We start from the raw sequence: 20,827 nt of genomic DNA, 5'->3' as shown, positions 1-20,827 counted from the left end.
TACGCTGGCCCCATGCACACGCCGTCGGAGCACGCCGCGTACCCGACCCACTGGGAAGCCGATGTCGTGCTGCGCGACGGCGGCACGGCGCAGATCCGGCCCATCACCGCCGCGGACGCGCAGCGCCTGGTCAGCTTCTACGAGCAGGTGTCGGACGAGTCGAAGTACTACCGCTTCTTCGCGCCCTACCCGCGCCTGTCCGACCGCGACGTCCACCGCTTCACCCACCACGACTACGTCGACCGGGTCGGCCTGGCCGCCACGGTCGGGGACGAGTTCATCGCCACCGTCCGCTACGACCGCATCGACGCGCGCGGAATGGCCGCCACCGCCCCCGCCGACGAGGCCGAGGTGGCCTTCCTCGTCCAGGACGCGCACCAGGGCCGCGGCGTCGCCTCCGCCCTCCTGGAGCACATCGCGGCCGTCGCCCGCGAGCGCTCCATCCGCCGGTTCGCCGCCGAGGTGCTGCCCGCCAACACCAAAATGATCAAGGTCTTCACGGACGCCGGGTACACCCAGAAGCGCTCCTTCGAGGACGGCGTCGTCCGCCTCGAATTCGACCTGGAGCCCACCGACCAGTCCCTCGCCGTCCAGCGCGCCCGCGAGCAGCGCGCCGAGGCCCGCTCCGTGCAGCGGCTGCTCGCCCCCGGGGCGGTCGCCGTCGTCGGCACCGGCCGGGAGCCCGGCGGCGTGGGCCGCGCCGCCCTGCGCAACCTCCTGGAGGGCGGCTTCACCGGCCGTGCGTACGCGGTCAACCGCGCCTTCCCGGCGGGCTCCTCGCGGCTGCGGCCGGAGGGCGTGCCCGCCTACCGCTCGGTCGGCGACATCGAGGAGACCGTCGACCTGGCCGTCGTGGCGGTCCCCGCCGAGCAGGTGCCCGGCGTCGTCGCCGACTGCGGGGAGCACGGCGTGCAGGGCCTCGTCGTCCTCTCCGCCGGGTACGCCGAGAGCGGCCCCGAGGGCCGCGACCGCCAGCGCGAGCTGGTCCGCCAGGCCCGCTCGTACGGCATGCGCGTCATCGGCCCCAACGCGTTCGGCCTCATCAACACCGCCTCCGGCGTCCGGCTCAACGCCTCGCTGTCGCCCGAGATGCCGGCCGCCGGGCAGGTGGGGCTGTTCTCCCAGTCCGGCGCCATCGGCATCGCGCTGCTGTCCGGACTGCACCGGCGCGCGGCCTCGCTCGCGGGCGTCTCCACCTTCGTCTCCGCCGGGAACCGCGCCGACGTCTCCGGCAACGACTTCCTCCAGTACTGGCACGACGACCCGGACACCGCCGTCGTCGTCATGTACCTCGAATCCATCGGGGACCCGCGCAAGTTCACCCGCCTCGCCAAGCGCACCGCCGCCGTCAAACCGGTCGTCGTCGTCAAGGGCGCCCGGCACGGCGGCACCGCGCCCAGCGGCCACGCGGTGCCCATGACCCGCATCCCCGACGCCACCGTCTCCGACCTGTTCCGCCAGGCCGGGGTCATCCGCGTGGACACCGTCACCGAGCTCGCCGACACCGGGCTGCTGCTCGCCGCCCAGCCGCTGCCCGGCGGCCCGCGCGTCGCCATCCTCGGCAATTCCGACTCCCTCGCCCTCCTCACCTACGACGCCTGCCTCACCGAGCGGCTCCGCCCGCTGCCGCCGCGCGACCTCACCACGGGGGCGGGACCGGCCGACTTTCGCGCGGCGCTCGCCGACGCCCTCGCCGACGACCTCTGCGACGCCGTCGTCGTCACCGCCATCCCCTGGGTCGGCGACGCCTCGGCGGCACAGCTCGCGGCAGCCCTGCGCGAGGCGCTGGCCGCCGCCCCGACGGCGAAGCCGGTGGCCGTCGTCCACCTCGAAATACCGGGCCTGGCCGAGGCGCTGGCCGCGCCCCAGGAGGACCCGGAAGCCGCGCCGGGCCCCGCCGCGGGCGGCATCCCCTCCTACCCCGCCGCCGAGCGGGCCGTACGGGCGCTGGCCCAGGCCGCGCGGTACGCGCAGTGGCGCAAGGGGGCGGCCGCCCCCGGGCGGGTGCCGGAGTTCGAGGACATCGACGAGGCCGGAGCCGCGGCCGACATCGACGTGCTGCTCGCCGCGCACGGCGAGGCCGCGTACGGGCGCGCCGCGCGGGCGAGCGGCGACGGCCCCCCACTCGGCGAGGCCCCGGCCGCACCCGCCCCCCGCTCCGTTCAGCTGTCCGCCGCGGACACCCAGCGGCTGCTGGCCCGGTACGGCATTCCCGTGCTGCCCGCCCTCCCCGCACCCGGTCCCGACGAGGCCGTACGCGCCGCCGGGCGGCTCGGCTACCCCGTCGCGCTCAAGCCCACCGCGCCCCATCTGCGCCACCGCGCGGACCTCGGCGGGGTCCGCCTCGACCTCGGCGGCGAGAGCGAACTGCGCCGCGCCTACGCCGAGCTGACGGAACTGCTCGGCAAGCCGGAGGAGCTGCGGCTCGTCGTGCAGTCGATGGCCCCGCGCGGCGTCGACACGGTCGTCCGGGCCACCATCGACCCCGCCGTCGGCGCCGTGCTCTCCTTCGGGCTGGCCGGAGCCCCCTCCCTGCTGCTCGGCGACACCGCGCACCGGCTCGTACCGGCCACCGACCGGGACGCCGCCGAGCTGATCCGCTCCATCCGGACGGCCCCGCTCCTCTTCGGCTGGCGCGGCACCACTCCCGTGGACACCAAGGCACTCGAAGAACTCCTGTTGCGGGTCTCCCGCCTCGTCGACGACCACCCCGAGGTCGTCGCCGCCGACCTCGAACCCGTGGTCGTCGCCCCGCACGGCCTCCAGGTCCTGGGCGCGACACTGCGCCTCGCACCCCCGCCCGTCCGCACCGACCTGGGCCCCCGCCGACTGCCCGCCTACTGAGACCCATACGCCCCGTAGGATGGGCGTATGGCGAAGACCGGTACGACGACCCAAGGGCTGCGCGCGGCGATCGAGCGCAGCGGCTACTACCCGGCCCTCGTGGCCGAGGCGGTGGAGGCCGCCGTGGGCGGTGAGCCGGTCGTGTCCTATCTGGTTCATCAGGAGACGACCTTCGACTCCAACGAGGTCCGCCGGCATGTCACGGTCCTCGTGCTGACCGACACCCGCTTCATCGTGAGCCACACCGACGAGCAGGCGGCCGACGGCACCTCGCCGTCGCCGTACGCCACCACCTCCACCGAGTCCGTGAAGCTCGGCCGGATCTCCTCGGTGGTGCTCAGCCGCGTCGTGGCCAACCCCGAGTCGTACACCCCCGGCACCCTGCCCCGCGAGGTCGTCCTGACCATCGGCTGGGGCGCGGTCGCCCGCCTCGACCTGGAGCCCGCCGCCTGCGGCGACCCCAACTGCGAGGCCGACCACGGCTACACCGGCTCCTCCACCGCCGACGACCTGAGCCTGCGCGTCAGCGAGGCGGGGGACGGACCCGACACCGTGCGGCAGACCCTGGCGTTCGCGCAGTCCCTGTCCGAGGCGACGGCGGCGACCGGCCGCTGATGACTGATTACGCCTCCGGCCCCGCCACCTCCTGGCAGGACCCGCACCCGCTCGACCCCCGCTCCGCCCCCCTCCCGCGCTACGGCGCGGGCGCCCTCTCCGACCTGCTGCCCGCCGTCGCCGCGGGCCTGGAGGTCCCCGGCATCACCTCCGGCCTCCACCTGGAGCCCGCCGACCGCGCCTGCGTCTTCCTGATCGACGGCCTCGGCTGGGAGCTGCTGAAGGCCCACCCCGCCGAGGCCCCGTTCCTGCACTCGCTGCTGGGCAGCTCCATGAACGGCACCGGGCAGCCGATGACCGCGGGCTTCCCCGCCACCACGGCTGCTTCCCTGGCCTCCGTCGGCACCGGACTGCCGCCCGGCGCGCACGGCCTCCCCGGTTATACGGTCCGCGACCCGGCCACCGGCCAGTTGATGAACCAGCTGCGCTGGCAGCCCTGGACCGACCCGTACGTGTGGCAGCCGTACCCCACGGTCTTCCAGCTCGCTGACGCCGCGGGCGTGCACACCTGCCAGGTGTCCGCCCCCGACTTCCAGCACACCCCGCTGACCAAGATCGCGCTCAGCGGCGGGACCTTCCACGGCCGGCAGCTCGGCGAGGACCGCATGGACCTCTCCGCCGACCGGCTGGGGGCAGCCGACCGCTCGCTCGTCTACACCTACTACAGCGAGGTCGACGGGGCCGGCCACCGCTTCGGCGTCGACTCGGACGAATGGCGCGGCCAGCTGATGTACGTCGACCGGCTCGCCCAGCGCCTCGCCGAGCAGCTGCCGCCCCGCTCCGTCCTGTACGTCACCGCCGACCACGGCATGATCGACATCCCCTTCGACGCCGAGTCGCGCATCGACTTCGACGAGGACTGGGAGCTGAGCGCGGGCGTCTCGCTCCTCGGCGGCGAGGGCCGCTGCCGCCATGTGTACGCGGTGCCGGGCGCGGCCGGGGACGTGCTGGCCTGCTGGCGCGAGGTGCTCGGCGAGCAGATGTGGGTGGCGGGCCGCGACGAGGCGATCGAGGCGGGCTGGTTCGGGCGGCCCGGCGACGGCGTGGACGAGCGGGTGCGCGGCCGGATCGGCGACGTCGTCGCCGCCGCCCGCGACGACATCGCCATCGTGGCCTCGCGGACCGAGCCGAACGAGTCGATGATGGTCGGCCTGCACGGCTCGATGACCCCCGTGGAGCAGTTCGTTCCGCTCCTCGAAGTACGCACCTGAACCTCCGTTCCCCCGCATCTCGCCCCCGCACGACCGAAAGGCCCTCGCCTCCTCATGTCCGAGCTGGTGTTCTTCAGCGGAACGATGGACTGCGGCAAAAGCACACTCGCTCTGCAGATCGAGCACAACCGCTCGGCCCGCGGCCTGCAAGGGATGATCTTCACCCGCGACGACCGGGCGGGGGAGGGCAAGCTCTCCTCCCGGCTCGGCCTGGTCACCGAGGCCGTCGAGGCCGCGGACGGCTTCGACTTCTACGCCTACGTCGTCGCCCACCTCTCCGCGGGCGGCCGGGCCGACTACGTCATCGCCGACGAGGCCCAGTTCCTCGCCCCCGAGCAGATCGACCAGCTGGCCCGCGTCGTCGACGACCTCGCGCTCGACGTCTTCGCGTTCGGCATCACCACCGACTTCCGCACCAAGCTCTTCCCCGGCTCCCAGCGGCTCGTCGAACTCGCCGACCGGATCGAGGTGCTCCAGGTGGAGGCGTTGTGCTGGTGCGGCGCACGGGCCACCCACAACGCCCGTACCGTCGCCGGCCAGATGGTCGTCGAGGGCGCGCAGGTCGTCGTCGGCGACGTGGACGGGGCGCAGGACACCGTGGGGTACGAGGTGCTGTGCCGCCGCCACCACATCCGCCGCATGACGGCGGCGGCCGCCGGGGCCGGGGCGCTCTCCCCGGACGTCCTGCCGGTGGACGCCGAGGCGCGCCGCTGACGCGGCGCCCCCGCGCCCGGCCCGCCCCGTACGGGCGCGAGCCCGGGCCCGTACGATCCTCCCCGTCCCGGCCCTCCGCTCAGCCGGCCTGCGGGACCGGCGTCGCGCTGCGGAGCAGGGAGAAGACCGCCCCCTCCGGGTCCGCGACCGTGGCCAGCCGGCCCGGTGCGGCGTCACGGGGCGGGGCCAGCACCCGGCCGCCCAGCTCGGTGACCCGGCGGGCCGCCGCGTCCGTGTCCGCCACCTCGAAGTACGTCATCCACCGCGGCCCCTGGTCGCGGGGCAGGGCGCTGCCGACTCCGTGGATCGCGGCGACCGGCGCACCGTCCACGGTCAGGTTCAGATAGTCGAAGTCCGCCGCCACCACGGCCTCGGTCTCATAGCCGAAGACGGACTCGTAGAACTTGGCGATCATCGTGGTCTCGCAGGTCAGCAGCTCGTGCCAGACCGGTGTGCCGGGGACGCCCGCGCCCTGCGCGCCGAGGTGGCGGCGCCCCTCCCAGACGCCGAACGTCGCGCCGGACGGGTCCAAGGCGATGGCCAGCCGGCCCTCCTCCTCCGCTTCGAGGGGCCCGACGCCCACCGTGCCGCCGCAGCACCTGATCCGCTCGGCCGTGATGTCGGCGTCGTCGCTCGCGAGATACGTCGTCCAGGAGACCGGCAGCTGCCGGTCGGGCGGCAGCTCGCCGATTCCGGCCACGGGGCGGCCGTCCAGTTCGGCGCGCACGTACGGCCCGAGCTGCCCCGGGCCCGAGTGGTACGTCCAGCCGAACAGGCCGCTGTAGAACTCCTGGGTCGCGGCCAGGCTGTGCACCATGAGGCTGGTCCAGCATGGCGTTCCAGGGGTGCGCCGAGTCGCTTCCTCGGTCATCGTCACTCTCTCCTAGACCATCGTGGTGGCCGTGTCGCCCGGGCCGGTCTGCGGCGCGCGGGGTGGTACGGGGACGGGGCAAGTCCAGATGTTCGCACCGCCTGTCGTGGCGTGCGCCCCGGCCGCGCCGGATTTGGCGGGTTCCCCCCCCGGAGCCTGCCCGAATCGGCATGTCGCATCCGTTTCGGCGCCGTTGCCGTCCGGTATCGGCCCATCGCCGCCGCGGGACCGGAACGCCGGACGCGGGCGCCGGTCACTGCGCGAGGATGGGCCTTATGAATGCCATCATCACCGCATCCGAACTCGCGAGCGAGTCGGCGGCGGCTCAGCCACCGGTTCTCCTGGACATCCGCTGGCAGCTCGGCGGCCCGCCCGGCCGCCCGGAGTACGAGGCCGGGCACATCCCCGGAGCCGTGTACATCGACCTCGACGGCGAACTCGCGGGCCCGGCGGGGGAACGGGGCCGCCACCCGCTGCCGGACGTCGCGGCCTTCGGCGCCGCGATGCGCCGCGCCGGGGTCGGCGCCGACCGCGCGGTGGTCGTCTACGACGGCGGCCAGGGATGGGCGGCTGCCCGCTGCTGGTGGCTGCTGCGCTGGACGGGGCATACGGACGTACGCGTCCTGGACGGCGGCCTGGCGGCGTGGACGGCCTCCGGAGGCGCCCTCACCGCCGAGGCCCCGGCCCCCGAGGCGGGCGACTTCGAACCGGAGCCGGGGGCGGCGGGGCTGCTGGCGGCCGACGACGCGGCGGCGCTGGCCCGCCGGGGCGTCCTGCTCGACGCGCGGGCGGGGGAGCGCTACCGGGGCGAGGTCGAACCGATCGACCGGGTCGGCGGCCACATCCCCGGCGCGGTGTCCGCGCCCACGGCGGAGAACGTGGCGGAAAACGGCCGGTTCCACCCGGCCCCCGAACTGGCGGCCCGCTTCGCGTCCCTGGGCGCGACCGGCGAAACCGAGGTCGGCGTCTACTGCGGCTCGGGCGTGTCGGGCGCTCATGAGGTGCTGGCCCTGGCGGTGGCCGGCATCCCGGCGGCGCTGTACGTCGGCTCCTGGAGCGAATGGTCCGCGGACATCGCCCGCCCGGTCGCCACGGGGGCCGAGCCGGGCTGACCGGGCCCGCCGCTCGGGCCGGGGGCCGCGCCGCGGGCGTCGCCTTCGGCCCGTGCTCCGGCCGTAGCGAGTCCTGTCACGTTCGCCCCACCCGCCCCTCGCCCGGGGCCTGAGCCGTCCGGCGGCACCGGGCGGGTGGGCCGGACGATCACAGGCGCAACGATTCCGCAGTCGGCAAGCCAGAGAGCGGTGGCCTGTTACTCCTGCTTTTTGCGGCGGGTGCCGAAGACGATCTCGTCCCAGCTCGGGACGGCGGCACGCCGCCCTGGTCGGACGCCGTCGGCCTCGGCCTGCCGGTCCGTGGTGCCCGTGAGCCGGTCCCGGTGGCCCCCCACCGAACGCGGCATCAGCACGTCCGCGTAGGCCGATCCGGCGCTGGCCGCCGGGGCGGGCGGCTCGACCGCCTCCGGCTCGTCCTCGTCCGGCTCCTCCGACGTGTCGCCGGTGGGCTGCTCCGGCACGATCATGTCGCCCCGGAAGCTGGGCACGGCCTCCAGCAGGCTGGTCAGGGAGTCGCGTTCCCTCGGCGCGTCCTCGGCGGGCGGCTCCGGCTCGGGCTCCGGGGCGGACGCCGACGACTGCCGGTCCAGCGCGCGGTCGAGCGGCCGGTCCCGGGGCAGCCGGGCGATGCGCGGCACGAAGGGGAAGCTCGGCTCGGGCGTGTCGTCGCTCTCGCCGATCAGGACCCGGGCCTCGTCGTCCATCGCCTGAACGATCCGCCGGGGCGGGTCGTAGGTCCAGCTCGCCGAGCGCATCTCGCCCGCGACCCGGTAGACGAGGAGGACCTCCCAGGTGCCGTCCTCGCGCCGCCAGGAGTCCCACTGGGCGGTGTCCTTCTCGGCGCCGCGCAGCAGCAGCCGCTCCGAAACGGCCTCGCCGAGCTGCGGTCCGGTGTTCTCGCCGGGGCGCCGTACGGGCGTCTTGCGGGCCCGCTCGGCCATGAAGGCGCGCTCCGCGAGCACGGGGCCCTCGAAGCGGCGGACGCGGTCGACGGGGATGCCCGCCATCTGCGCGACTTCCTCGGCGGAGGCTCCGGCCCTTATACGGGCCTGGATGTCGCGCGGGCGGAGGTGGCTCTCCACCTCGATCTCGATCTGGCCGAGGCGGGCGCGGTCGTTGCGCACGGCGGCGCGCAGCCGCTCATCGATCGGAAGCGTGTACTCCGTGCTGTCCGCAGCCTTGAGCACCAGCCGTGTGCCGTCGTTTGAGACGGCCACGACACGCAGTTCGGGCATGGGGACCTCCCGGGTGGTGCCTGCCGACGTCACGTGCGTCGCTGCTTCCGCTAGTCGAGTGTGGCCTGCCCGGGTGCAGCCTGCCACAACATTGCCGAGTTGACCGGCGTGTCGGGTCGGGGACCCGATGCGCCGTTATGCCACGGTTACCGGTTCGCCACTCTCGGTGACCGTGTCGTTTTCCCTGTACAGCCGCTTCCCGTGCCGTATTGCGTCCTCCGGAGGAGGGCCTTCCGGGGCCCTCTCCCGTGAGTCCGGGCAGCCGGACGGGATACCGGGCCAGGGCTCGCCACAGTACTCCATTCGGGCCACCTGGGTGGATCGGCGCGCCATGGAACCTCTCGCGGGGCAAGGGAGTTGATCGCCGGCCCGTTCACCCCTGGGGGTGGTGTGAGTGGCGAGGTTCACACAATCACCTAAATCGGAACTGATCGGATCGCCCATAAGTCCCTTCTCTATGCAGGGTGGAGCGAATGGGCAAGCAGAGGCTGGAGATGCAAGTAAAGGACGAAAGCGAGGAAAAACCGCAAGGCAAGCGGCTGGATCTCAGTGTCGCCCAGGTGGCCGGCAGCGGTCTGGCCGCCGTGATCGCCGCGCTCCTCGCGGGCAAGCTCGGCGTCTACGGAACGATCATCGGTGCGGGCGTGGTGAGTGTCGTGGCCACCACGGGCGGCACGATTTTTCAGCATCTCTTCCGGCGAACGGGTGAACAGATCCGTGATGTGACGGTGCTGGCGAAGCCGAAGGCGCGCCAAGTCCCCGTCACGGACACGGACGGTGACCGCCGGCGCGATGATTCCTCCGGGGACGAGCAGGCGACGACCATGCTCCCGGCGGTCGGCCAGGGCGAGCACGACGGCGACGCCCACCCCGATGCCGACCCGGACCGTACGCAGCTGCTCAAGCGGGCCGAGGCCACCCAGATGCTGCCGCGCGTCGAAGCGACGCAGATGCTGCCGCGGGCCGAGGACCCCACCCAGTTGCTGCGGCAGGCCAAGGGCGGGGACCAGGCGTCCGGTCCCGGGGAGGTCTCTTCCGAGGAGTTCACCGCGTCCACCACGCACGGCACGCGGCTGCGGCGCTGGAAGAGCCCGCTGCTCCACGCGGTCGTGATCTTCGTGCTCGCGATGGTCACCGTCACCGTCGTCGAACTGGCCACGGGCTCCACGCCGGACGGCAAGAGCGGCACCACCTTCCAGCAGATCTTCCGCTCGAACGACTCCGGGAACCACGCCCCGTCGAAGCCGACCGGCACCCCCGGCACCGGCCAGTCCTCCGAGGGCGGCACCTCCGGCAACGGCTCGACGCAGTCCCCGGACACCGACCAGTCCGGCGGCGGCAGCGACAGCGGCAGCGGCGACAAGCCGTCGCCGCACTCGACGCCCTCGAACCCGGCGGGCGGCGACTCGACGCCCACGCGGCAGCCGACCCCCACCCCCTCGCAGTCGCAGGGCGGCACGGACCAGGGCGGCGCGGACGGCGGCACGGGCACCGGCAAGGACAAGGGCAAGGGCAGCGGCCAGAACGACGACAAGCCCGGCAGCGGGAACCAGAACCCCGACCCCGGCGCGCCGCAGAACGACGCCGCGGCGGCCGGCGCCCAGGGCGCCGAGTCGGGCTCGTAGCGGCAGCTCAGGCTCGTAGCACCTGGCCGCCGGCTCAGGCTCCGAGCACGCGCCGCAGGTAGTCGTTGCCGAACAGGCGCTGCGGGTCCAGCCGGTCCCGCAGCGCCGTGAACTCGCCGAAGCGCGGATAGACCCCGGCCAGATACGCGGCGTCGCGGCTGTGCAGCTTCCCCCAGTGCGGCCGCCCGCCGTGCGCCGTCATGATCTGCTCGGCCGCGGAGAAGTAGGCGTGGTGCGGGGTGCCCCGGTACTGGTGCACCGCGATGTAGGCCGTGTCGCGGCCGGCGGCGGTGGAGAGCGGGATGTCGTCGGCCGGGGCGGTCCGTACCTCCACCGGAAAGCTGATCCGCAGGCGCGAGCGCTCGACCATCGCCTTCAACTCGCGGAGCGCCGCGACGGCCGCCTCGCGCGGCAGCGCGTACTCCATCTCCACGAAGCGGACCCGGCGGGGGCTGGTGAAGACCTTGTACGGGATGTCGGTGTACGTACGGGCCGAGAGCGCGCGGCTGGAGATCCTGGCGACGGGCGGGATGGTCGCGGGCGCCGCCCGGCCCAGCGCGCAGACGGCCCTGAAGAGGGCGTTGGAGATGAACTCGTCCTCGATCCAGGCGCTCAGCGGCGAGGGCGGCGCGGCCGGGCCCGGACTGCGGTTGTTGCGCTTGGTGTTGCAGTTGCGGGTGTGCGGAAACCAGTAGAACTCGAAGTGCTCGTTCTCGGCCACGAGCTGCTCGAACTCGGCCGTGACCCGGTCGAAGGGCATCGGCTCCTCGCGGGCCAGCAGCCAGAACTCCGGTTCCACGGCGAAGGTGACGGCCGTGATCACCCCGAGCGCGCCGAGGCCGAGCCGGGCCGCCGCGAACACCTCCGGGTTCTCCTTCTCGGAGCACGTCAGCACCGAACCGTCCGCCGTCACCAGCTCAAGCCCCGTGATCTGGGCAGAAGTCGAGGCCGAGTCGCGGCCGGTGCCGTGCGTTCCGGTGCTGGTGGCGCCGGAGACCGTCTGCTCCATGACGTCGCCCATGTTGGTCAGCGACAGCCCGTGCGCGCTGAGCGTCTCGTTCAGGCGCTTGAGCGAGGTGCCCGCCGCGACCGTCACGGTCCCGGCCGCACGGTCGATCTCCCGGACGCCGGTGAGGCGTTCGGGCCGTATCAGGAGTCCGTCCGTGGCCGCCGCCGCCGTAAAGGAGTGGCCCGTGCCCGCCGCCTTCACCCGCAGGCCGTCCTCCGCCGCCTTGCGGACCGCCGCCGCCAACTCCTCGGAGCTGGAGGGCGCAACGGTCCGAGCGGGCCGGACCACGACGTTCCCCGCCCAGTTACGCCACGCGCTGCTCGTTTCGGTCATGTGCGCCAGACCCCTCCCGATGCGGCGCCGGCCGCAGCCGGCGGTACCCGAGGAACGCGACCGCGGCCGCGAGCGCACCCGCCACGCCGGACACCGCGTACCCCGCCCCGGGCCCGGACGCGTCCACCACCCAGCCGGCGGCCGACGAGCCGAGCGCGAATCCGACCGCGAGCCCGGTGCTCGTCCACGTCATGCCCTCGGTCAGCTTCGCGCGCGGTACATGCTGCTCGACGAGGGCCATGGTGGTCACCATCGTCGGCGCGATGGACAGGCCCGCGACAAAGAGCGCCACGGCCAGGAACGGCAGGTTCCCGACCAGTTGGAGGGGGATCATACTCACGGCCATCGCGCAGACGCCCAGCAGCCAGCGGCGGGACGGCTCGCTCTTGAAGCGCAGCAGCCCGTAGACCGCGCCGGCCAGACAGGACCCCAGCGCGCACACCGCCAGCACCAGGCTGGCGGCGGACTTGTGGCCCTGGTCGTCGGCGAACGCCACCGTCACCACGTCGAGCGAGCCGAAGATCACCCCTGTCGCCACGAACGTCGCCACCAGCACCTGGAGCCCCGGAGCGCGCAGCGCGGAGCCGCTGGAGTGCTCACCGCGCGGGTGCGGTACGGGCTCCGTGGCGCGCTGCGCGGTCAGCGCGAAGACGCCGCCGATCAGGAAGCAGCCCGCCAGCAGCGGCCCCGCCTCCGGGAACCAGGAGGTGGACAGGCCGATGGAGATGATCGGCCCGAAGATGAAGCACACCTCGTCGACCACGGACTCGGCGCTGTAGGCGGTGTGCAGCAGGTGCGGCGAGTCCCCGTAGATCGCGGCCCAGCGGGCCCGGACCATCGCGCCGACGCTCGGCACGCAGCCGACGCCCGCCGAGAAGACGAAGAGCGTCCAGTCCGGCCACCGCTGCTGCGTACTCACCAGCAGCCCGGCGAGGGCCGCCGTCGTGATGAGCGTCGCGGGGCGCAGCACCCGGCGCTGCCCGTGCCGGTCCACGAGCCGGGATATCTGCGGTCCGGCCACCGCGTCGGCGACCGCGACCGTCGCGGAGAGCGCGCCGGCCAGCCCGTACCGGCCGGTGAGCTGGGAGATCATCGTGACGATGCCGATGCTCATCATCGACAGCGTCATCCGGCCGAAGAAGCCGGCGGTCGAGAAGCCCTTCGCGCCGGGGGCGGCGAATATCGCGCGGTAGGGACTGGGCAAGGGGTGGACTCCACCGGTAAGGGATGTTCGTGGCCGATACAGGTTACGGGGGGGCCGCCATCGGCCGCACCGGTATTTTCCGCCTGCCGGAAGGGGGTGGCAGGGTCGGACTGTCAGAGGGGGGTGGCAGGATCGGACGTATGTCGGATCAGCCAGCCCCCGCCCCGTATGACGCCCTCCTCCTGCTCTCCTTCGGCGGACCGGAAGGCCCGGACGACGTCGTGCCGTTCCTGGAGAACGTCACACGTGGCCGGGGCATCCCCCGCGAGCGGCTCAAAGAGGTCGGGCAGCACTACTTCCTCTTCGGCGGCGTCAGTCCGATCAACGCGCAGAACCGCGAGCTGCTCCAGGCGCTCCGCAAGGACTTCGCGGAGAACGGCCTGGACCTCCCGGTCTACTGGGGCAATCGCAACTGGGCGCCGTATCTGACCGACACGCTGCGGCAGCTCGTGGCCGACGGCCATCGCCGCGTCCTCACCCTGGCCACCAGCGCGTACGCCTCGTACTCCGGCTGCCGCCAGTACCGCGAGAACCTCGCCGACGCGCTCGCCGCGCTGGAGGCCGAGGGCGTCGAGCCGCCGCGCGTGGACAAGCTGCGGCACTACTTCAACCACCCCGGCTTCGTACGGCCCATGGTCGACGCGACCCTCGCCGCCCTCGCCGAGCTCCCCGAAGGGCTGCGGGCCGGGGCGCAGCTGGCCTTCACCACGCACTCCATCCCGACCGCCGCCGCCGACACCTCCGGCCCCGTGCCCGCCCACGGCGACGGCGGCGCGTATGTCGCCGAGCACCTTGACGTCGCCCGCGTGATCGCCGAAGCGGTCCGCGAGGAGACCGGCGTCGAGCACCCCTGGCAGCTCGTCTACCAGTCCCGCAGCGGCGCCCCGCACATCCCCTGGCTGGAACCCGACATCTGCGACCACCTGGAGACCCTGCACGCCGAGGGCGTACCGGCCGCCGTGATGGTCCCCATCGGCTTCGTCTCGGACCACATGGAGGTCAAGTACGACCTCGACACCGAGGCCGCCGCGAAGGCCCAGGAGCTGGGCCTGCCCGTCGCCCGCGCCGCCACGGTCGGCTCGGACCCGCGCTTCGCCGCGGCCGTGCGGGACCTGGTGCTGGAGCGGGCGGCGACCGAGCGCGGCGCCGCGCCGGAGCGCTGCGCGCTGGGCGCGCTCGGCCCCAGCCACGACGTCTGCCCGGTGGGCTGCTGCCCCGCGCGGACCCCGCGCCCGGCCGCCGCGGGCGCCGCCGAGTGACCGGCGCGCCCGTACGACGCCGGCCGATTCCGCCGCCCCACACGATCTAGGAGTGCCGTGACCGACCGACCCCTCAAGGACGAGCTCCTCGCCGTCGCGCTCGAAGCGGCCCGCCGGGCCGGCGAGCTGCTGCGCGACGGCCGCCCCGCCGATCTCGGCGTGGCCGCCACCAAGTCCAGCCCCATCGACGTCGTCACCGAGATGGACATCGCCGCCGAGAAGCTGATCACCGCCTTCCTCGCCGAGGAGCGCCCGCACGACGGGCTGCTGGGCGAGGAGGGCGCCAGCACGCCGGGCAGCAGCGGCGTGCGCTGGGTCATCGACCCGATCGACGGCACCGTGAACTACCTGTACGGCCTGCCCTCCTGGTCGGTCTCCATCGCCGCCGAGCTGAACGGCGAGGCGGTGGTCGGCGTCGTCGCGGCGCCGATGCGCGGCGAGACCTACCGTGCGGTCCTCGGCGAGGGCGCGTACGCCGGCGACGAGCGGGTGCGCTGCCGCCCCGCCCCCGCCTTCGAGCAGGCCCTGATCGGCACGGGCTTCGGCTATCTCACCGAACGCCGGGCGGCCCAGGCCGGGGTGGTCCGCGATCTGCTGCCGCGCGTCCGCGACATCCGGCGCGCCGGTTCGGCCGCCATCGACCTGTGCGACGTGGCCTGCGGCCGCCTGGACGGCTATTACGAGCGCGGCCTGAACCCTTGGGACTTCGCGGCGGGCGCCCTCATAGCCCGCGAAGCGGGGGCCCGCACCGGCGGCCGCCCCGGCGATCCCCTCTCCGGGGAGCTCGCCGTCGCCGCCCCGCCCGGCCTCTTCGAGCCCCTCCAGGAGCTGCTGGACAACCTGGGGGCCTGGCACGACTGACGGGGCTCCGCCGAGACGCCCGTACGGGGCGTACGGGCCGTCTCACGCCGCCGGGGAGCCGCCCGCCGACCCATCCGGTCGACCGGCCCCGGGAAGGGCGGTGTGGGGCCGTACGGCCGTCCGTACGGGAACGGGGCCGACCGAGCGTCCGGGGCCCCGGGCGGGCAACACGAAGCGCCTCCGCACCGAGTCGGTGCGGAGGCGCTTCGCTGCGTGGGTGGTGCCGTTCGGTCGGGCCCCGGGGTCCGGGGCGGCGTGACTCAGGCGGCGGTGACCTCGACGCCGTGCTCGGCGGCCAGCCGGCGCAGGTCGTCCAGTTCTGCCAGCTCGACCTCGACGAGGAAGTCGTCGCCTGCTTCGCGGGCCTGGTCGAGATCGGTCTGAGTGCTCTCTATACGCTGCAGAATTCCAGCGGTGAACGCGTCCATGATGCGCCCCCTCGGCATGGGTCGATGGCACGGGGGTGTGCCGACGGCGGTTCGATCACGTGCGTGGCCCCTGAGCGGCAACGAGGTGTGGCGCGCCACAGTCAGGGCGTGATCGCGGGTGTGTGAAATCGTCCTCCCCAACCCCGAGTGAGGGGAAACCTCGGGCGGCGCGTCGAAATCTCGGCAGCCTCGAAGAATCGTCGAGGACGAGGCGAGGACGAGGCGAGGACGAGTCGAGGGCGCGGCCGTGACGTGGCGGGGACGTGGCGAGGATGCGACGAGGGCGCGGCGAGGAATCCTTGGTCATGATCGGCCGCTCGCCCCCCTTACAGCCGGTTTATCGGGCTTGGAGGCAGGATGGAGGGGCTAACAGCCTGCCCACAGGGGCCAAACGGAAGGACAGCGCCGTGCGCGTACTCGTCGTCGAGGACGAGCAGCTGCTCGCCGATGCGGTAGCCACCGGATTGCGCCGGGAGGCCATGGCCGTCGACGTCGTGTACGACGGTGCCGCCGCCCTGGAGCGCATCGCCGTCAACGACTACGACGTCGTGGTCCTCGACCGCGACCTCCCGCTCGTCCACGGCGACGACGTCTGCCGCAAGATCGTCGAGCTGGGCATGCCCACCCGCGTGCTGATGCTGACCGCCTCCGGCGACGTCAGCGACCGCGTGGAGGGCCTGGAGATCGGCGCGGACGACTACCTCCCCAAGCCCTTCGCGTTCAGCGAGCTGACCGCGCGCGTGCGGGCGCTGGGGCGCCGTACGACCGTCGCGCTGCCGCCGGTCCTGGAGCGCGCGGGGATCAAGCTCGACCCGAACCGCCGCGAGGTCTTCCGGGACGGCAAGGAGGTGCAGCTGGCGCCGAAGGAGTTCGCGGTGCTGGAGGTGCTGATGCGCAGCGAGGGGGCCGTGGTCTCGGCCGAGCAGCTGCTGGAGAAGGCGTGGGACGAGAACACCGACCCGTTCACCAACGTCGTACGGGTCACGGTCATGACGCTCCGCCGCAAGCTCGGCGAGCCCGCCGTGATCGTCACCGTGCCCGGCTCCGGATACCGGATCTGACCCCGCATGGCCTCGACCCCCGCCCCGCCGACGGCTCCGCCGAAACCCGCCTGGGACCCGCGCCAGCCCGTCGTGCGTCCCTTCCCGTGGTTCCGCCCGACCATCCGGATACGGCTCACCCTGCTCTACGGCGGGATGTTCCTGATGGCCGGGATCGTGCTGCTCACGATCATCTACCTGCTGGCGGCCCAGGCCCTGCACGTCGGCAACGAGCTGCCGTTCAAGCTGCTGGGCGGCAGCGTGCAGTCGACCAACGACACCTGCCCGGGGATCTCCGGCAACCTCAAGACGGACCAGTTCAACGAGGTTCTCTACAACTGCATGCAGGACCAGCGCCGGCTCGCCCTCAACGGGCTGCTGCGCCGCTCGCTGCTGGCCCTGCTGGGGCTGAGCGTGGTCGCGTTCGCCTTCGGCTACGCGATGGCCGGCCGGGTCCTCTCCCCGCTGGGCAAGATGACCCGCACGGCCCGCCGCGTCGCCGGTACGGACCTGAGCCGGCGCATCGAACTGGGCGGCCCGGACGACGAGTTGAAGGAGCTCTCGGACACCTTCGACGAGATGCTCGACCGGCTGGAGCGCTCGTTCACCGCGCAGCAGCGCTTCGTGGCGAACGCCTCCCACGAGCTGCGCACGCCGCTGGCGATCAACCGCACGCTCCTGGAGGTGCACCTCTCCGACCCGGAGGCGTCCCCGGAGCTCCAGCAGCTCGGCAAGACGTTGCTGGCGACCAACGAGCGCAGTGAGCAGCTCGTGGAGGGGCTGCTGCTGCTCGCGCGCAGCGACAACGAGCTCGTGGACCGCAAGCCCGTGGACCTCGCCGAGGTGGCGACCCAGGCCGTCGACCAGACCCGCGCGGAGGCCCAGGCCAAGGACGTGGAGCTGACGGGCGACCGGCAGCCCGCCGTGGTCCAGGGCAACGGCGTGCTGCTGGAGCGGATCGCGCTGAACCTGGTGCAGAACGCGGTGCGCTACAACACCCCGGACGGCTGGGTGCGGGTCACCACCGAGAGCCAGCGGGGGCAGGCGCTGCTGGTGGTGGAGAACACCGGGCCGGTCGTCCCGGCGTACGAGGTGGACAACATCTTCGAGCCCTTCAGACGGCTGCGTACGGAACGCACGGGCAGCGACAAGGGCGTCGGTCTGGGCCTGTCGATCGTGCGCTCGGTGGCCCGCGCGCACGGCGGCCGGATCACCGCGGAGCCCCGGGAAGGCGGTGGCCTCGTGATGCGCGTCGTGCTCCCGGCCTGAGATCCTTCTCTTGAGAGGTTCGCTTTGGGCGGAATTTTCATGGTCCGCCGACGCCGTGATCGTGTGTGATCGATCACATGGGCAAACTTCAAGCCATCTACGCTCCGTGATCGAAAAAGCCGCGGTAAGGCCGGGAAAATCCGGGTTTCCAGGGGTCTTGATCACGGGAAGTACTCGTGATGGCGCGTGACCGTGCGACTTTCGGACCGTGTACGGTCCCGATCGCCACCCAACCTGATCACCTCTTCAGGGGTGCGGTTGGGTGTCGATTGAGTAACAGACCTTGATGTGAGGCAAAATCTCCGCCTCAGGTCGGGCACAAGTCCGGCCTCTCACGCGTTACGTGCGCTGAGACACCGCAGACACCCAGAGGGGGAGAGCGACATGGCAACGGATTACGACACCCCACGCAAGACCGACGATGACGTCAACGAGGACAGCATCGAGGAACTCAAGGCTCGGAGGAACGACAAGTCGGCGTCGACTGTGGACGTCGACGAATTCGACCAGGCCGAGGGCCTCGAACTGCCCGGTGCGGACCTCTCCAACGAGGAGCTGTCCGTCCGGGTCCTGCCCCGGCAGGCCGACGAGTTCACCTGCATGGAGTGCTTCCTCGTGCACCACCGCAGCCAGCTGGCCGCAGAGAAGAACGGTCAGCCGATCTGCCGCGACTGCGCGGCCTGAGGGCCGGGTCTGCGATGGCAGGCTCGTCCCCGTTCCGGAAGCGGCGCTCCCGGCAGCCCGAACCGACCCCCGAGCTGACCGAGGACGCCGCCTCGCAGCGCGCCCTGGCCCAGAACGACGAGCGAGGCCGCACGGCCTCGCTCGCGGCTGCCGTCGGCCGTGGCGCGAAGACCGGCGCCAAGCGGGGCGGACAGGGCGCCAAGGCGGGCCTGACCGCCATCGCCGACCGCATCATCGGCAACGCCCCGCGCATCCCGGTGCGCGACCTCGCGACGCTGCGCGCGCAGTTCCCGGGCCTCGGCCCGGAACAGCTCGCGGACAAGCTGGTGGCGGGCGCCGCGAACGGCACCTCCACCGTCGGCGCCGGCATCGGCGCGGCGGCCATGCTGCCCGTACCGCCCGCGATGCCCGCGGAACTGGCGACCGAGATCGTCGGCGTCGCCGCGGTCGAGTTCAAGCTGATCGCCGAGCTCCATGAGGTCTACGGCCTGCGGGCGCCCGGCACCGTCCGGCAGCGGTCCATCGCCTACCTCGGCGCCTGGGCCGACGAGCGCGGCATCGACATCACCGCACCCACCACCGTCAACGCCGCGCTGGGCGGACAGCTCAAGCGCGAGCTGCGGCAGCAGATCCTCAAGCGCACCTTCCGCAACCTGCCCAACCTCGCGCCCTTCATGGTCGGCGCGGCCGTCGGCGCGGTGCTGAACCGGCGCGACACCAGAAAGCTCGCGGGGAAGGTCCGCAAGGACCTGCGGACCAAGCAGGTGCCCTGGGACGCGCTCCCGCCGTCCGGCGCCGGCCGGGAGCTGCCCTCGCCGCCCGGGACCGAGGACTGAGAAGTCCCGCCGGCCGGCGGCTCGAAGAAACGGCCCCAGGACGTGCGTACGGCCGTCAAGGGCGGGAACCGGACCTAGGACGCGGGTACGGCCGTCAGAGCGGCCGCCAGGCGCTGTGGTGAGCGCGTGGAGAGATAGACGTACGGGGTCGGGTCGTCCGGATCCGTGATCTCGACCCGCAGCGCCGTCGGAATGTAGCTGCGCAGCAGCATGAACGCGCGCGTATCGGCCTTGTACGAACGCCAGGCGCGCGCCTCCTCCGCGTCCAGCACCTCGGGCGTCCCCAGCGCCGTCAGCGGGATCTTCGCGTCCCCCGCGACCAGCGAGCCCGCGACCACCCGGATGCGGGGCGAGCCGTACGAGCTCACCACCACGCACGCAACCGCCGCGCCGCCGATCAGACCGCCGAGGATCGGCAGCGTGCCGAACGGCACCATGATCAGTGCCATCGCGACGCCGACGAGGACCGCGATGAACCACCAGGAGCGCGGCGCGGTCAGCCGCTCTTCGTAAGGCTGCATGCGGTCCAGCTTGGCACGGCAGCGCCTGCCCGCCGCGCGCGCGGGTAAGGTCAGCCCCTGTGAGTGGACGAACGACAGCGCTGACGCCGCCGGCCGGCGCCGTGGAGCCGACGCGGCACCCCGACGCACCCGCGCCTGGCGAGATCATAGGCGCGCACTACGACCGCTGCTTCGGCTGCGGCGACGGGGCCCCGCACGGCCTGCACCTGGTGACCCGGGCGGGCGAGGGGGTGCGGATCACCGCCGAGTTCACCGTCCAGGAGGCCCATCAGGGCGCCCCCGGCCTCGCCCACGGCGGGGTGCTGGCCACCGCGCTGGACGAGACGCTCGGCTCGCTGAACTGGCTGCTGCGGGTGATCGCGGTGACGGGGCGGCTGGAGACCGACTTCGTACGGCCCGTTCCGGTGGACACCGTGCTGCACCTCGACGCCGAGGTCCTGGCCGTCGCCGACCGCAAGATCTACTCCACGGCGACCGGCCGGATCGGCGGCCCGGACGGGCCCGTCGCGGTGCGCGCCGACGCCCTCTTCATAGAGGTGAAGGTGGACCACTTCATCGACAACGGCCGCCCCGCCGAGATCGACGCCGCCCTCGCCGACCCCGACCAGGTGAAGGTCGCGCGAGCTTTCGAGGTGAACCCGTGACCCGTGACCCCCTTGACGTGTTGATCCGCCGGGTGGACCCCGAGGTCCCCGTTCCCGCGTACGGACACCCCGGCGACGCCGGGTGCGACCTCGTCACCACCGAGGCGGCCGAGCTGGCCCCCGGCGAGCGCGCCGTGCTCCCCACCGGAGTGTCGATCGCGCTGCCCGACGGGTACGCGGCCTTCGTGCACCCCCGCTCGGGCCTGGCGGCCCGCTGCGGAGTCTCCATGGTGAACGCCCCGGGGACGATTGATGCCGGGTACCGTGGAGAGATCAAAGTGATCGTGGTCAATCTGGACCCGCGCGAGAGCGTGCGGTTCGAGCGGCTCGACCGGGTCGCCCAACTGGTCGTCCAGCAGGTCGAGAAGGTGCGCTTCCACGAGGTGGCGGAACTTCCCGGCTCGGCGCGGGCCGAGGGCGGCCTGGGGTCCACCGGCGGCCATGCCGCCGTGGGCGGTGCAACGGGTGGGAATGGATTCGCTTCGGTCGTAGCCGACCGGGAAGGACAGTGA

General features: G+C 73.0%; 20 protein-coding genes. 14 read left to right on the top strand and 6 right to left on the bottom strand.

What is annotated here, in order from left to right; genetic code table 11:
* Positions 1–12: 12 nt before the first annotated feature.
* The 4 genes from AB0I22_RS14435 to AB0I22_RS14420 are packed head-to-tail and all read left to right on the top strand — an operon-like array spanning position 13 to position 5,384.
* Positions 13–2,844, top strand: a complete 2,832-nt coding sequence (locus AB0I22_RS14435; RefSeq protein ID WP_363131061.1) for a GNAT family N-acetyltransferase — start codon at positions 13–15, stop codon at positions 2,842–2,844.
* Between the two features lie 27 nt (positions 2,845–2,871).
* The gene (locus AB0I22_RS14430; protein ID WP_363131060.1) at positions 2,872–3,459 is read left to right on the top strand and encodes a DUF5998 family protein; all 588 of its coding nucleotides are present in this window, start codon (positions 2,872–2,874) and stop codon (positions 3,457–3,459) included.
* The gene (locus AB0I22_RS14425) at positions 3,459–4,670 is read left to right on the top strand and encodes a nucleotide pyrophosphatase/phosphodiesterase family protein (RefSeq protein WP_363131059.1); all 1,212 of its coding nucleotides are present in this window, start codon (positions 3,459–3,461) and stop codon (positions 4,668–4,670) included. Before AB0I22_RS14430 ends, AB0I22_RS14425 begins: the two co-directional genes overlap by 1 nt.
* Before the next feature lie 54 nt (positions 4,671–4,724).
* A complete protein-coding gene (locus AB0I22_RS14420) occupies positions 4,725–5,384 on the top strand; it encodes a thymidine kinase (protein ID WP_363131058.1) in 660 nt (219 codons plus the stop codon).
* Between the two features lie 79 nt (positions 5,385–5,463).
* Here AB0I22_RS14420 and AB0I22_RS14415 read toward each other — a convergent pair whose 3' ends face one another.
* The gene (locus tag AB0I22_RS14415) at positions 5,464–6,255 is read right to left on the bottom strand and encodes a VOC family protein (RefSeq protein ID WP_363131057.1); all 792 of its coding nucleotides are present in this window, start codon (positions 6,253–6,255) and stop codon (positions 5,464–5,466) included.
* A gap of 275 nt (positions 6,256–6,530) precedes the next feature.
* On the opposite strand from AB0I22_RS14415, the gene AB0I22_RS14410 reads away from it, so the two are divergent.
* Positions 6,531–7,367 carry a sulfurtransferase gene (locus AB0I22_RS14410; protein WP_363131056.1) on the top strand — a complete coding sequence of 279 codons (837 nt, stop codon included), beginning with the start codon at positions 6,531–6,533 and terminating at the stop codon, positions 7,365–7,367.
* Positions 7,368–7,564: 197 nt separating this feature from the next.
* Here AB0I22_RS14410 and sepH read toward each other — a convergent pair whose 3' ends face one another.
* Positions 7,565–8,635 carry a septation protein SepH gene (sepH, locus tag AB0I22_RS14405; RefSeq protein WP_363131055.1) on the bottom strand — a complete coding sequence of 357 codons (1,071 nt, stop codon included), beginning with the start codon at positions 8,633–8,635 and terminating at the stop codon, positions 7,565–7,567.
* Between the two features lie 440 nt (positions 8,636–9,075).
* Here sepH and AB0I22_RS14400 point away from each other — a divergent pair, with 440 nt between their 5' ends.
* Positions 9,076–10,227 carry a hypothetical protein gene (locus AB0I22_RS14400; protein ID WP_363131054.1) on the top strand — a complete coding sequence of 384 codons (1,152 nt, stop codon included), beginning with the start codon at positions 9,076–9,078 and terminating at the stop codon, positions 10,225–10,227.
* 34 nt (positions 10,228–10,261) lie between these two features.
* Here AB0I22_RS14400 and AB0I22_RS14395 read toward each other — a convergent pair whose 3' ends face one another.
* The gene (locus tag AB0I22_RS14395; RefSeq protein WP_363131053.1) at positions 10,262–11,569 is read right to left on the bottom strand and encodes a D-arabinono-1,4-lactone oxidase; all 1,308 of its coding nucleotides are present in this window, start codon (positions 11,567–11,569) and stop codon (positions 10,262–10,264) included.
* Positions 11,541–12,773, bottom strand: a complete 1,233-nt coding sequence (locus tag AB0I22_RS14390; protein WP_363131052.1) for an MFS transporter — start codon at positions 12,771–12,773, stop codon at positions 11,541–11,543. The genes AB0I22_RS14395 and AB0I22_RS14390 overlap by 29 nt, the downstream gene beginning before the upstream one ends.
* 140 nt (positions 12,774–12,913) lie before the next feature.
* Here AB0I22_RS14390 and AB0I22_RS14385 point away from each other — a divergent pair, with 140 nt between their 5' ends.
* Both AB0I22_RS14385 and AB0I22_RS14380 read left to right on the top strand, forming a co-directional pair.
* Positions 12,914–14,032 (top strand): ferrochelatase, encoded by a 1,119-nt coding sequence (locus tag AB0I22_RS14385; protein ID WP_363131051.1) that lies wholly within the window; start codon positions 12,914–12,916, stop codon positions 14,030–14,032.
* A 57-nt stretch (positions 14,033–14,089) separates the two neighbouring features.
* Positions 14,090–14,893 (top strand): inositol monophosphatase family protein, encoded by an 804-nt coding sequence (locus AB0I22_RS14380; RefSeq protein ID WP_363131050.1) that lies wholly within the window; start codon positions 14,090–14,092, stop codon positions 14,891–14,893.
* Between the two features lie 260 nt (positions 14,894–15,153).
* On the opposite strand, the gene AB0I22_RS14375 is transcribed toward AB0I22_RS14380, so the two are convergent.
* A complete protein-coding gene (locus AB0I22_RS14375; RefSeq protein WP_169767256.1) occupies positions 15,154–15,321 on the bottom strand; it encodes a hypothetical protein in 168 nt (55 codons plus the stop codon).
* Positions 15,322–15,728: 407 nt separating this feature from the next.
* Between AB0I22_RS14375 and AB0I22_RS14370 the strand changes: the two genes are divergently transcribed.
* The 4 genes from AB0I22_RS14370 to AB0I22_RS14355 all read left to right on the top strand — a co-directional run bounded on the left by AB0I22_RS14370 (position 15,729) and on the right by AB0I22_RS14355 (position 19,150).
* The gene (locus tag AB0I22_RS14370; protein WP_363131049.1) at positions 15,729–16,382 is read left to right on the top strand and encodes a response regulator transcription factor; all 654 of its coding nucleotides are present in this window, start codon (positions 15,729–15,731) and stop codon (positions 16,380–16,382) included.
* 6 nt (positions 16,383–16,388) lie between these two features.
* Entirely contained in the window at positions 16,389–17,630 is a 1,242-nt protein-coding gene (locus tag AB0I22_RS14365; protein WP_363131048.1) for a HAMP domain-containing sensor histidine kinase, read from the top strand.
* A 384-nt stretch (positions 17,631–18,014) separates the two neighbouring features.
* The gene (locus AB0I22_RS14360; RefSeq protein WP_030884311.1) at positions 18,015–18,314 is read left to right on the top strand and encodes a DUF4193 domain-containing protein; all 300 of its coding nucleotides are present in this window, start codon (positions 18,015–18,017) and stop codon (positions 18,312–18,314) included.
* Between the two features lie 14 nt (positions 18,315–18,328).
* The gene (locus AB0I22_RS14355) at positions 18,329–19,150 is read left to right on the top strand and encodes a hypothetical protein (protein ID WP_363131047.1); all 822 of its coding nucleotides are present in this window, start codon (positions 18,329–18,331) and stop codon (positions 19,148–19,150) included.
* Between the two features lie 74 nt (positions 19,151–19,224).
* Here the strand turns inward: AB0I22_RS14355 and AB0I22_RS14350 are convergent, their stop codons facing one another.
* Positions 19,225–19,671 (bottom strand): DUF3093 domain-containing protein, encoded by a 447-nt coding sequence (locus tag AB0I22_RS14350; RefSeq protein ID WP_363131046.1) that lies wholly within the window; start codon positions 19,669–19,671, stop codon positions 19,225–19,227.
* Positions 19,672–19,730: 59 nt separating this feature from the next.
* Between AB0I22_RS14350 and AB0I22_RS14345 the strand changes: the two genes are divergently transcribed.
* Both AB0I22_RS14345 and dut read left to right on the top strand, forming a co-directional pair.
* Entirely contained in the window at positions 19,731–20,315 is a 585-nt protein-coding gene (locus tag AB0I22_RS14345) for a PaaI family thioesterase (RefSeq protein WP_363131045.1), read from the top strand.
* The gene (dut, locus tag AB0I22_RS14340; RefSeq protein ID WP_363131044.1) at positions 20,312–20,827 is read left to right on the top strand and encodes a dUTP diphosphatase; all 516 of its coding nucleotides are present in this window, start codon (positions 20,312–20,314) and stop codon (positions 20,825–20,827) included. Before AB0I22_RS14345 ends, dut begins: the two co-directional genes overlap by 4 nt.

Origin of the sequence: Streptomyces sp. NPDC050610 (assembly GCF_040654875.1) — a bacterium.
GTDB lineage: Bacteria > Actinomycetota > Actinomycetes > Streptomycetales > Streptomycetaceae > Streptomyces.
The sequence above is the reverse complement of the archived record's forward strand: the minus strand, read 5'-3'. Positions and strand labels throughout refer to the sequence as shown.